The organism is Alcaligenes sp. 13f, from assembly GCF_020496585.1.
GTDB classification, from domain to species: Bacteria; Pseudomonadota; Gammaproteobacteria; order Burkholderiales; family Burkholderiaceae_B; genus Alcaligenes; species Alcaligenes phenolicus.
In genome coordinates, this window is sequence record NZ_JAHKKC010000007.1 from 80,722 (window position 1) to 92,506 (window position 11,785).

Below are 11,785 nucleotides of genomic sequence, written 5' to 3' on the forward strand. Positions count from 1 at the left end.
ATCTTTGGGGCTTTTCTTGGCACAGCTTGGAGCTGTGTGTATGTATTCTGGTAGGCAGTACTGGATTCGAACCAGCGACCTCTACGATGTCAACGTAGCGCTCTAACCAACTGAGCTAACCGCCTGCGGTGAAGAAATGAAATAATAGATCTTCCCTATGGGGCTGTCAACACTATTTTGCGTTTTTCTATAAAAAAGATGATCTTTTTTTTATGACTCCGCTAGAAAAATAGCTCCCCAATACAGGGGAATCTTGTAATCCATTGTTTTATAAGAATTAAACAAAAAACTAACGAATTCCCAGAAATTTATGTCCTTCCTGGCAAGGGAGAGCTATGAAACATACAGATACACTCAATCTGTCTCCAGCCAGCATCAAGCCCCCCCACTGTCACACGATTTTTCTATTCAAGTTCTTCGGGCAAAAATAAAATAATTGCTTTACGCCTGCAGATCATCAATCTCGTCTGAAGTTGATCTGCAGCTGCTACGGGACACCTACGCACATGACTTGCTCTTCTCTCCCGCCCACCCCGACTCCACTACTGGATTTACCCGGCGTTCAGGAAACTACGCTGGAAGCGGTGCTTTATACGCCGCCCAATGACGAGATTTTTGATGAAAACCCCTGTCTAAGCTGCGGCGTGTGCTGTTCGCACTTTCGGGTGTCTTTCTATAGTGGTGAGTTAAGTGGCGAGACTGGCGGTACGGTGCCGGTCGAGTTGACCACCAAGGTTGGGCCGCTGCGCGCCTGTATGAAAGGAACCGAGCAAGGTGAAGGTCGCTGTATTGCCTTGCGTGGCACCTTGGGCCAGCCTGGGATTCATTGCGCTATTTATCCGGATCGCCCTACCCCCTGTCGTGACTACCAAATCTGGGAACTGGATGGCAGCCCAAATGTGGATTGCCAGCGTTTGCGTAGCAAACACGGTTTGCCTTTACTGCCTAACCGCCCACTGCCTGCTCCACCCGCCCTGCCGGAGCATGATGAGGCGGCCTGACACCCGTAGCTGAGCCTCTCTTGGAAAGCCTTCACTGCTGATGCGTGAAGGCTTTTTTGTTGGCTACCAATTGACACATAAAGCTTCTTTCACACGTTCAGAGATATTTTATTGCTTGAATAACTTTGGGCATATTCGTAGATCTCTCATTGTGTTTTTGCCTATAGAAACCCCTGCTCCAGAGCTGTAGCCTTGAGGTGTTGGCTATCGCTTTTTTGAACTCTCAAAAACACAAGCAAGCTTTATCCAACACCTCAAACATCGTCATAACAATACTGGAGCAAAGAGACATGCGTTTTAGTCGTTCACGTTTAGCAGTTGCCTCATTGGCATGCCTGGCTGGGATCAGTACCCTCAGCCCAATAACATTGGCGGCCTCACCTGCCGCCGACCTGCTAATCGTGAATGGGCGTATTTATACGCAGAACCCGGAACAGGCTTGGGTTGAAGCCATTGCGATACGTGATGGAAAAATTGAAGCCGTGGGCAGTACAGAGCAACTGCAATCCAGGCGTGGAGACAAGACTCAGCTGATTGATCTTGGCGGGAAAATGGCTATGCCCAGTATCAATGAAGCACACTCCCACCCTGTATGGGGTGGCTTGAAGCATCTGTTCCAGTGCAACTTCCCTTTCACGGTAACGCCGGATGTATTGGCAAACACCTTGAAAGCCTGCGTGGCGCGTAGCGAAACGCTGTGGATTCAGGGAGGCCAATGGGACAGTGATTTCTTCAAGACTCACAAAATTGCTTCGCCGCGCGCATGGCTGGATGCCGTCTCTGGCGACAAGGCTATTGTGTTGACCGACGATACGGGTCACAACGCCTGGGTCAACTCCAAGGCTTTGGGCCTCTTGCAGATTGATGCCAACTTTACGCCTCCTAGCGGCATGACCGTCAAGCACGAGCTTGATAGCCGCGAACCCAACGGGGTTTTAGTCGAGGCCAATAGCTATATCCGTTCTTTTGTACCGGATTGGACGGATGATCAATATCTGAAAGCAGCGCGGTATGCCATCCAGGAGTCCAACCAATTCGGGATTACGGGTTTAAAGGATGCCGATGCCAGCGAGGCTGTTGTGCGCTCGTATTACAACCTGGCCAAACAAGAAGGTTTGAATGCCCATATCGCCACCGCCATCCGTATCTCTGGCAAGGACAGCAAGCATGTTTTTGATTTTGCTGAAATTGACCGCATCAGCAAGCAGTATGCTCTCCCTGACCTGAAGACCAACTACGTCAAGATCTATACCGACGGTGTTCCTACCGCAGCACATACAGCCGCCATGCTGGAGCCCTACGCGGACACTCACCAGGATGATCCTTTGTCCTTGGGGGCCTTGGTCGTTCCTGAAAATGAACTGGATCGCGTCGTCTCTCACCTGGATGCAGCGGGTTATGGTTTGAAGATGCATACCGCGGGTGATCGGGCTATTCGCGTGGCGTTGAACGCTATTGAAAAAGCACGCAACGCTAATGGTCCTCAAGGTTTGATGCACGAGCTCGCGCACTCGGAGTTTGTAGACGATCAGGACAAACCGCGCTTCAAGGCTCTGAATGTAGCCGCCGACTTTTCTCCCTATATCTGGTATCCCTCCGGTTTGACTGACGCCATCAGCTCGGTAGTGGGTGAACGCAGCAGGAACATGTTCCAGGCCCGTATGTTGTTGGATCATGACGCCACCATTATTGCCGGCTCGGACTGGCCCTCTGGTGTGAAGGACAACAACCCTTGGCCCGCGATTGAAGCTCTGATGACGCGCGCCAATCCCTTCGGGCAGCGGCAGGGTGAACAACTGGGCGCTGAACAAGCCTTGAATCTGACCGAAGCACTGCAGATTTTTACGCAGAACGGTGCCAAGGCTTTGGGCCGCGAAACAGAAACGGGGTCTTTGGAAACAGGGAAATCTGCTGATCTGATTGTGCTGGATCGGGACTTATTCAAGATTGAGCCTAGCGAAATTAGCGACACCAAGGTGTTGATGACTATTTTCCAAGGTCGTCTGGTGTACACAGCTACAAAATAAGCTGCCCGGCAGGCTGACTAAATACGCTACCATGCACGGTTTGTAGGGCCGCCCGGCCCTGCGCTTTCGGGAGTCGAAGCAAATGAAATACCGCAAGCTGGGCAATACAGACCTGGATGTCAGCCTGATTGGCTTGGGCACCATGACATACGGGGAACAGAACAGCGAGGCCGATGCGCACGCTCAACTGGACCTTGCTTTGGAACTGGGTGTGAATCTGGTGGATACCGCCGAGATGTACCCTGTTCCCCCTATGGCGGCTACGCAAGGTTTGACCGAGCAATATATCGGCACCTGGCTGGCTAAAACCGGCCGCCGCAAGGACATTGTTCTGGCCAGCAAAATTGCTGGCCCCCAACGTGACCCCAAACGCCCTGGTCATATCCGCAATGGCGGTACCAGCCTGGATCGCAAGAATCTGGAACAAGCCCTGCATGACAGCCTGCGTCGACTGCAAACGGACTATCTGGACCTGTATCAACTGCACTGGCCGGATCGCAGCACGGTGACATTTGGGCAGCGCAGCTACCCGTGGAAAGAAGAAGACACTATCCCCATCGAGGAAACCTTGTCGGTACTGGATGACTTTGTGCGTCAAGGCAAAATACGTCACATAGGTGTCTCCAATGAAACGCCTTGGGGTGTTTCGCGATTTCTGGAGCTGTCGCGCTCCCGCTCTCTGCCTTTGATTGCCACGATCCAGAATCCCTACAACCTGCTGAACCGCGTGTTTGAAGAGGGGCTGTCCGAATTCTGCCGTTATGAAGGCCTGGGTCTGCTGGCCTATTCACCTTTGGCGATGGGTGTGTTGACGGGCAAATATGACAACGGAGCTCGTCCCGAGAAAGGACGGTTGACGCTGTACGACCGTTTCACGCGCTACGATGCTCCCCGCGCTCGTGAGGCCGCGTTGGCCTACAACGAACTGGCTCGCGAATACGGTTTGACGCCTACCCAATTGGCCTTGGCCTGGGTGAACCAGCAAGCCTTTACCAGCAGCAACCTGATCGGTGCGACTACGCTGGAACAACTGCGCGAGAACATCGCCAGTGCAGATGTTCAATTAAGTGATGAGTTAGTTGCCAAGATCAACGCTATTCATCACCACACTCCGAACCCAGCGCCTTAACTGGCTTTCACCCCGCCTTGGGCCCAGGCGTCCAAGGCGGGGCACCCCTCTTTTTTCTTTCCCTACCCTGCTCTTGTGCTTGCAGTGTGCTGTTTTTTTATTTATGCTCAAAAAAAGCATAACAATAGAGACGCGCTTCTTTCCGATCAGAAATTCATATTCCCCATTTTTTTATTCTATTTATGCTCAAAATGAGCATCAAGGATGAACATGATTCAGCATTTCCCCGTGGATGTCTGTCAGCCCGACGCCAAGGACGCCTTGAGCCGTCAGATTACCTGGCATGAAGTTCCTTCCAAACTCAATCTGCAAAGCGATAAGGCCGCTTTGAAACAAGCTCTGGCCAAGCAGTTGAAAGAGCAAGACGCCGTACTGGTGGCCCACTACTACACAGACCCGGATATTCAAGACCTGGCCTTGGAAACTGGGGGCTGCGTGGGTGACTCTTTAGAAATGGCGCGCTTTGGGCAGGAACATGAAGCCAGCACGGTCTTGGTAGCCGGCGTTGGCTTTATGGCTGAATCCGCCAAAATTCTGAGCCCTGAAAAGCGTGTACTGGCCGTGCATGACGAGGCGACGTGTTCTCTGGATCTAGGTTGTGCCCCCGAAGATTTCAAGCAATTCTGTGCTGCGCATCCGGATCGGGAAGTGGTGGTGTATGCCAATACCAGCGCGGCTGTCAAAGCCCAGGCGGATTGGGTTGTGACATCCTCCATCGCCCTGGACATCGTGCGGCATTTACATGCCCAAGGGAAAAAAATTCTGTGGGCACCGGATCGTCATTTGGGCTCTTATATCCAAAAGCAAACCGGCGCAGACATGCTGCTTTGGCAGGGCTCCTGTCTGGTCCATGACGAATTCAAGGCCGATGGTTTGAAAGCCTTGATGAGCGAGCACCCCGATGCCCAGGTGCTGGTACATCCCGAATCACCCGCTTCTGTTGTTGCGCTGGCAGATGTGGTTGGTTCGACAACGCAGCTACTGCGCGCTGCCATCAATCGTTCTGCCGACACCTTTATCGTCGCCACCGATCAAGGAATCTTGCATGCCATGCGCCAGCAAGCGCCGGGCAAAACCTTTTTGGCCGCCCCTACCGCGGGCGAAAGTGCTACCTGCAAAAGCTGCGCCTTTTGCCCCTGGATGGCCTTGAACAGTCTGGAAGCACTGCATCAACGCTTAAGTCAACCAGGCCCTGGCATTCAAGTAGATCCTGACCTGCGTGAAGGCGCCCGACGTTCTTTGCAACGCATGATGGATTTTGCTGCCGCTCAGCAGAACAATTTGCGCGTTAGTGTTGACCTGGCCGAGCACAGTCGGCAGTTCCAGCATGTAGGAGCTGCTTGATGCAATCAGGCTCGACACAGACGGAGGTGTTAATCATCGGTGCGGGGCTGGCTGGCACCAGTCTGGCTCTATCCTTGCCCTCCACCATGAAAGTGACTCTGCTCAGCAGCGCCCCCGCTCCCTGTGGGGCCAGCCCGATGGCCTTGGGAGGTCTGGCCGCCGTACTCAGTGCCCAGGACAGTCTGGAACAACACATTGAAGACACGCTGGAAGCGGGTGCTCGGCACTCGGATAAAGAAGCGGTGCGCGGGATTTTGCAAGCCGCGCCAGAAGCGGTGCATTGGCTACTGAAAAAGCAGGTTCCTCTGGACAGAACGGAAGATGGCCAATTGCACCTGACTCGCGAGGGTGGGCACAGCCAGCGACGCATCGTACACGCGGCCGATGCCAGTGGTTACGCCATCATGCAGGCTCTCCTGCCCCAATTGACTCGAGCCTCTCATATCCAGCAGCGTACAGACTGCCTGGCATTAGCCCTGCGCCGCAATGAACAAGGCGCGGTGGCTGGCGTGGATATCTACGACAAGCACACTCGTCGCTACGAAACTATGTTGGCGGATCATGTCGTGTTGGCAACTGGTGGGCTAGGTAGCCTGTACGCGCACAGCACCAATCCCGATAGCGCCTTGGGAGAAGGCATTGCCCTGGCCTGGCGCGCTGGTGCGGCGATACGCGATCTGGAGTTTGTGCAGTTTCATCCGACCTGCTTGCATGCGGAGGGTCCCACCTTCTTGCTAACTGAAGCCTTGCGTGGTGAGGGTGGACATCTGCTGGACAAGCAAGGTCGCCGCTTCATGCCGGATTACGACGTCAGAGCGGAGCTGGCTCCACGCGATATTGTGTCGCGTGCTATTGCCGCACAGATGCGGCAAGAAGGTAGCAGCCATGTCTGGCTGGATGTACGCCATCTTGGTGCGGACACTTTGCAGCAGCATTTCCCGAAAGCATTGGAAGAATGTTTGCGGCGAGGATTGGATTTACGTCAGGATTGGGTGCCGGTAGCACCTGCCGCGCACTACAGCTGCGGAGGGATTGAAACAGACTTGTCAGGCCGCACGACGGTAGCTGGTTTGTACGCCGTGGGTGAAGTGGCCTGCACAGGTTTGCATGGGGCAAATCGATTGGCCAGCAACTCCTTGCTGGAGTGTGTCGTCATGGGGCGCGCTACTGCCCAAGCGATTGCTGGAAGCAAGAGAATCCAGCGTTCAGCTTTGGTCCCTGAGACAGACATTGCAAATACAAGTTCGATGTCACGTTCATGTTCATACAAGAACTCCAATCCAAACTCCAGTTCCAGTTCCAGTTCCAGTTCCAGTTCCAGTTCCAGTTCCAGTTCCCAGGCTAGTGTCGGCCCGAATTGGGGTTTGAGTTTGAACGCTAGTTCGCGCTCGACCCCAAACCCAAGACATTCCCTTATGACTGCGGCGGCAGCCAATGCAATGGAAAACATAATCAACGACAAAGGACGTCACTATGGCAAAAACAATAGCTATAGCAACGGCAACGGCAACGGCAACAGTAAAAACCGCAGCCCATCCACAAACAATCCCCCCTCCCTGCCCGCCTTGCGCAACTTGATGCAAGAGCATGTCGGCCTGTTGCGCAATCGCCAGAGCCTGACCTACGCCCTGCGCACCCTTGATGATTGGCGCGAACAAATCCGCCAACTCCCCAGCACCCAAGAACAAGGCAGTCTAAGCCTGCAACTGGACACCGCCTGGCTGCTGACCCAGGCTGCCTTGGCTCGTCCACACAGCCTGGGGGCGCATTTCAGGGTCGATTAGGTGCCTGCCCTCCATGGGATAGAATAAAAAAATCAAGTCAAGAGGCACCTCAACATGCAGGAGCCCATCCGATGGAGGCAATATGCGATTACTCATGGTCGAGGACAATGAGGATTTGGGAGAGGCCATCGCCAGCCGGCTCAGCGCGGGCGGTCATAGCGTGGAGTGGGTCATGAATGGCGAGCAGGCCCTGCGCTATCTTGAAATGGATAATTGGGACGTCCTGCTCTTGGACATCATGCTGCCCGATCAGGACGGCTTCAGTATTTTGCGGCATCTACGTCGGCAAACGCCCAGCTTGCCCGTACTGGTGATGACGGCTCGATCAGAAATCGAGGACCGTGTTTCCATGCTGGACCTGGGGGCGGACGATTATCTGGTCAAACCCTTTGATCTGCGCGAACTGGAAGCACGGCTGCGCGCCCTGATGCGTCGCCCCGCTACCACGCAAGCGGAAATCTGGCAGTTGGGACACGTCAGTATTGATATCGCAGCGCGGCGCATCAATAGCCGGGATCAAACCGTGGAGTTTGGGCAGCGCGAATTCTGCCTGCTGGAATTGCTCCTGAGTCGTGCCGGGCAAGTCGTCACCAAAGAACGGCTGATGATGCAGCTATTCAACTTTGATGAAGACTCCAGTCCCAATGCCGTAGAGCTGCATGTCTCCCGTCTGCGGCGCAAGCTTAGCGATATTGCCATTCGCATCGACACGGTGCGTGGCACCGGCTACATGGCTAGCCTGGGCGATGTCAGCTAATGCGCCGCGCCCTATCCATCCAGCAGCGTGTGCTGGCGCTGGCGGTGTGTCTATTGGCCGCCGCCCTTTTGGCCCTGGGTCTGGCGTCACGCCAATACGCCCAGCGCGCTGCCGATTCCGCTTATGACCGGCTTCTGAAAGCCGCCGCCCTGACCATTGCCAACGCCATTCAAATTGATGAAGGCGAGCTCTCCCTGGAACTGCCCTACTCGGCCATGGCCATGCTGCCCGAACAGGAGCACATTTTTTACAGTGTGCGCTCCACCAGTGGGCTGATTTCCGGCTACCCGGACTTGGGAGAGGCCCTCCCACCCGCCAACAGTTCTGAACCCCGTTATGACACGATCAGCTATCACGACACGCCCGTGCGGGTCGCCACGATCGGGCGCTTGCTGACAGGTGAGCACTCATTGGGCCGGGGCTGGATCACCATACGCGTGGCCGAAACCTTGGGAACCCGGCAGGCGCTGGCCGACGAGCTGCTGGGCCGCAGTACCTTGTCGCTAACGGGCTTGATTTTGCTGGCACTGATGATTACCAGTCTGGGAATACGCCGTGCCTTCGCCCCCTTGGCGGAATTGGAGACCGCGCTAAGGGAACGCTCTCACGACAACCTGCAGCCCATAGACACGCCAGTACCCAAGGAGATTCGCCGCCTGGTCGACACTCTGAATGCCTTCATGCAGCGTCTGCAAACCGCGGTAGGCACCCTGAACAATCTGGTCGCCGATGCGGCCCATCAGATTCGCACGCCTTTGGCGGCCGTGCACCTGCAAACCCAGCTAGCCATGGATCAGCCCGGCTCGGAGGCCGTACGCCCGCGTCTGCAACGGATTCTGAACAACACCACCCATGCTACCCATTTGCTGAACCAATTGCTGATGGATGCCACGGTCAGCCATCGTCTGGATCGCAGCACCATGCGCCCCCTGGACGTGCCCCCACTGATTCAGGAAATCCAAGGGCGTGTGGACCCGGACCGTGCGCATCGGCTGCAAGTCCACATTACTCCTTCGGCGCGGCGTGCCCAGGTCTTGGGCGACCACGTTTCACTGCGAGAAATGCTGCGCAACGTGATCGACAACGCCATGCTCTACAGCAAGGAGCACATTTCGGTACGCATCTATACCCGGCCCAGTGGCTTGGTGGTATTTGATGTTTCTGACCTGGGTCCCGGCATCAGCGACGAGGACAAAACCCGCTTGCTGGAGCGCTTTCAGCGCGGCCCCAGCAGTCAAGGTAGACCAGGCTCGGGCTTGGGGCTGTCGATCGTGCGCACAGTAGTGCAAGCGCATCAGGGAACCCTGCTCTTGCGTGATCACTCGCCGCAAGGGCTGACGGTCCGCATCGAAATCCCGGCGCTGATCCAAGGTCCCAAACCTGCAAACACCCTGCCACAGACGCTGGCGATTCTGGCCTTGGCATTGACGGGCCTGCTTGCAAACCCCGATACCACTCATGCCCAGGACAAAATCGCACGGCCTGATATGGGTATACGCAGTCATGAGTACCCGGCGCTTGCTCCCAAGCAAAAAACAGACGATCAGCCTTTGCTGGTGATCGCGGGTCCTACCGATACGGAGCTGTTTGAAGTGCTGGTCCACGACTTCCAGCAAATCCAGCCTCAGGTCAGCATTCTCTACCACGAAATGGACTCCACGGCCCTGTATCGGCATACCACTGAAGGCAGCCTGCCTGACACGGATTTGCTGATCAGCTCGGCCTCGGACTTGCAGGTCAAGCTGGCCAACGATGGCTACGCTCGCCCCTACTCGTCCAGCCTGACCAATGCCATGCCCAACTGGGCACGCTGGCGCAATGAGGTGTTCGGCTTCACGCTGGAACCAGCGGTCATTGCCTACGCCCCGTCCCGTTTACCGCCCGATTTACCCGCCTCCCGCGAGGCCCTGCTCCGACTGCTGGAGCGCAATAGCGGCAGCTTGATGGGACGCGTCGGCACCTACGACATCCAGATCAGTGGCGTGGGCTATCTGTTTGCGCTCTACGACGAACGCACCTCCTCCACCTTCTGGGGGATGGCCAATGCCCTGGGGCGTGTCGGCACCCGCTTGTATGCCAATACCGGCGCCATTCTGGACGATCTGGACAATGGCACGCTGGATGTGGCCTACAACGTGCTGGGCTCTTATGCCCGAGCCCGTCAAAAAGCCGGTTCGGACATTGCCATCGTCGTTCCCAGCGATTACGTCTCGGTGTTTACCCGCAGCGCCCTGATTCACAAACAGGCTCGTCGACCGGATTTGGCCGCCACTTTTATCGATTATTTACTCTCGCCCCGCGGACAGCAAACCATTGCGGGTCCGGCTGGATTAGGCCCGCTCAATGCCATTGAAACCGGCAGCTGGTTTACAAAACCCGTTTCAAATCAATCAATTGGAATCGTTCAACCACTTATCCTGAACCCTTCCTTGCTGGTGGGTCTGGACCCCACTCGACGCCAGCGCTTTCTACAAAACTGGCGGCGTCTGGTTACGGACACGCCCACCGGACTAGGGGATGTTCCCTATCAGCAGTGACAGGATGCTGACAGCTAGTGTCAACACAATGGAATGACATTGATCCTAAAAAAGTCCCGCATCATGACGGGACTCCAAACCAAGGAGACTCGAATGTCAGCATTCACCATCCCTAGCCGCCTTAGCCTGCTAGCCCTGTCACTCAGTGCCAGCATGCTTGCCGGTCAAGCGGCCTGGGCACAAGGCGATCAAGCGCAAGCCGCCGAAAAAGAAGGCAAGGTCATCGTCTACTCAACGACCGATACCAAGGCAGCCGCTCCGCTGATTTCCGCCTTTGAAGCGGCCAACCCCAAGATCAAAGTCGAATACCACGACATGAACAGCACCGAGCTGTACAACCGCTACATCAGCGAACAAGCCTCGGGCAGCAATAGTGGTGACGTGGTCTGGAGTTCGTCCATGGATTCGGCCATGCGCCTGGCCACGGACTACGCCGCCAGCTACGCCTCCCCTGAAATTCCCTCCCTGCCCAGTTGGGCCGTTTGGGAAAACAAGGCGTTTGGCACCACCTACGAGCCTACGGTGTTCATCTACAACAACCGTTTGATCAAGCCCGAGGAAGTGCCCAAGACCCACGCCGAACTGGCTAAATTGGTCGAAAGCGACAAGGACCGTTTCCGAAACAAGGTCACCACCTACGATATCGAGAAATCCGCTGTGGGCTATATGCTGGCCGCTCAGGACAGCAAGAAAGGCGACAGCTACTGGGATTTCATCAAGGGCGTAGGCTCGGCCAATCTGGTTCTGCAATCGTCCACCGGCACCATGATGGAGCGCGTCAGCTCGGGTGAAAACCTGATTGGCTACAACTTGCTCGGTTCGTATGCGGAAACCCGCGCCGCCAAGGATAAAGCCATCGGCATTGTGTACCCCTCGGACTACACCCTGGTTCTGTCGCGCGTGGCCTTCATCAGCAACAAGGCACAAAACCCCAATGCCGCCCGTGTCTTTTTGGACTACATGCTATCCAAAGACGGTCAGGACATCCTGGCCAACAAATCGGAACTGGCTTCGATTCGCTCTGACGTGGAAGGCGATAACGACGTGGACGGCCTGACCAAGAAACTGGCGGGTGTGGAACTGACCCCCATCCCGGTGGATTCGTCCCTGCTGGACTTCCTGAAACAAAAGGAACGTCTGGACTTCATCAAGCAATGGCGCGCTGCCGCCAATAAGTAAGACGCTTCGTCTTTGAATCGGGTGGCG

8 protein-coding genes and 1 tRNA gene are annotated in these 11,785 nt (G+C 55.6%); 8 read left to right on the top strand and 1 reads right to left on the bottom strand.

The genetic code is table 11. The features are described 5' to 3' along the window. Positions 1–48 precede the first annotated feature (48 nt). Positions 49–125 (bottom strand) — tRNA-Val (locus tag KOE80_RS07845). A gap of 459 nt (positions 126–584) precedes the next feature. Between KOE80_RS07845 and KOE80_RS07850 the strand changes: the two genes are divergently transcribed. The 8 genes from KOE80_RS07850 (at position 585) to KOE80_RS07885 (ending at position 11,758) form a co-directional block, all read left to right on the top strand. Next, positions 585–1,001, top strand: a complete 417-nt coding sequence (locus tag KOE80_RS07850) for a YkgJ family cysteine cluster protein (RefSeq protein WP_035267876.1) — start codon at positions 585–587, stop codon at positions 999–1,001. A 290-nt stretch (positions 1,002–1,291) separates the two neighbouring features. Continuing rightward, a complete protein-coding gene (locus tag KOE80_RS07855) occupies positions 1,292–3,028 on the top strand; it encodes an amidohydrolase (RefSeq protein ID WP_226348838.1) in 1,737 nt (578 codons plus the stop codon). 82 nt (positions 3,029–3,110) lie between these two features. Beyond that, a complete protein-coding gene (locus KOE80_RS07860; RefSeq protein ID WP_035267880.1) occupies positions 3,111–4,157 on the top strand; it encodes an NADP(H)-dependent aldo-keto reductase in 1,047 nt (348 codons plus the stop codon). Positions 4,158–4,361: 204 nt separating this feature from the next. After that, complete coding sequence (nadA, locus tag KOE80_RS07865; RefSeq protein ID WP_226348839.1) at positions 4,362–5,501, top strand: quinolinate synthase NadA; 1,140 nt, start codon at positions 4,362–4,364, stop codon at positions 5,499–5,501. Then, the gene (gene nadB, locus KOE80_RS07870; protein ID WP_226348840.1) at positions 5,501–7,285 is read left to right on the top strand and encodes an L-aspartate oxidase; all 1,785 of its coding nucleotides are present in this window, start codon (positions 5,501–5,503) and stop codon (positions 7,283–7,285) included. The genes nadA and nadB overlap by 1 nt, the downstream gene beginning before the upstream one ends. Positions 7,286–7,367: 82 nt before the next feature. Next, on the top strand, positions 7,368–8,042 hold the full coding sequence (locus KOE80_RS07875; protein WP_035267896.1) for a response regulator transcription factor: 675 nt from the start codon (positions 7,368–7,370) through the stop codon (positions 8,040–8,042). Continuing rightward, positions 8,042–10,579 carry an extracellular solute-binding protein gene (locus KOE80_RS07880; RefSeq protein WP_226348841.1) on the top strand — a complete coding sequence of 846 codons (2,538 nt, stop codon included), beginning with the start codon at positions 8,042–8,044 and terminating at the stop codon, positions 10,577–10,579. Before KOE80_RS07875 ends, KOE80_RS07880 begins: the two co-directional genes overlap by 1 nt. A 93-nt stretch (positions 10,580–10,672) precedes the next feature. After that, on the top strand, positions 10,673–11,758 hold the full coding sequence (locus tag KOE80_RS07885; RefSeq protein ID WP_080747931.1) for an ABC transporter substrate-binding protein: 1,086 nt from the start codon (positions 10,673–10,675) through the stop codon (positions 11,756–11,758). Positions 11,759–11,785: the final 27 nt, after the last annotated feature.

Coding starts and splice junctions, on each gene's coding strand:
- KOE80_RS07855 (WP_226348838.1), top strand. CDS start 1,292: ATGCGTTTTAGTCGTTCACGTTTAGCAGTTGCCTCATTGGCATGCCTG.
- KOE80_RS07860 (WP_035267880.1), top strand. CDS start 3,111: ATGAAATACCGCAAGCTGGGCAATACAGACCTGGATGTCAGCCTGATT.
- nadA (WP_226348839.1), top strand. CDS start 4,362: ATGAACATGATTCAGCATTTCCCCGTGGATGTCTGTCAGCCCGACGCC.
- nadB (WP_226348840.1), top strand. CDS start 5,501: ATGCAATCAGGCTCGACACAGACGGAGGTGTTAATCATCGGTGCGGGG.
- KOE80_RS07875 (WP_035267896.1), top strand. CDS start 7,368: ATGCGATTACTCATGGTCGAGGACAATGAGGATTTGGGAGAGGCCATC.
- KOE80_RS07880 (WP_226348841.1), top strand. CDS start 8,042: ATGCGCCGCGCCCTATCCATCCAGCAGCGTGTGCTGGCGCTGGCGGTG.
- KOE80_RS07885 (WP_080747931.1), top strand. CDS start 10,673: ATGTCAGCATTCACCATCCCTAGCCGCCTTAGCCTGCTAGCCCTGTCA.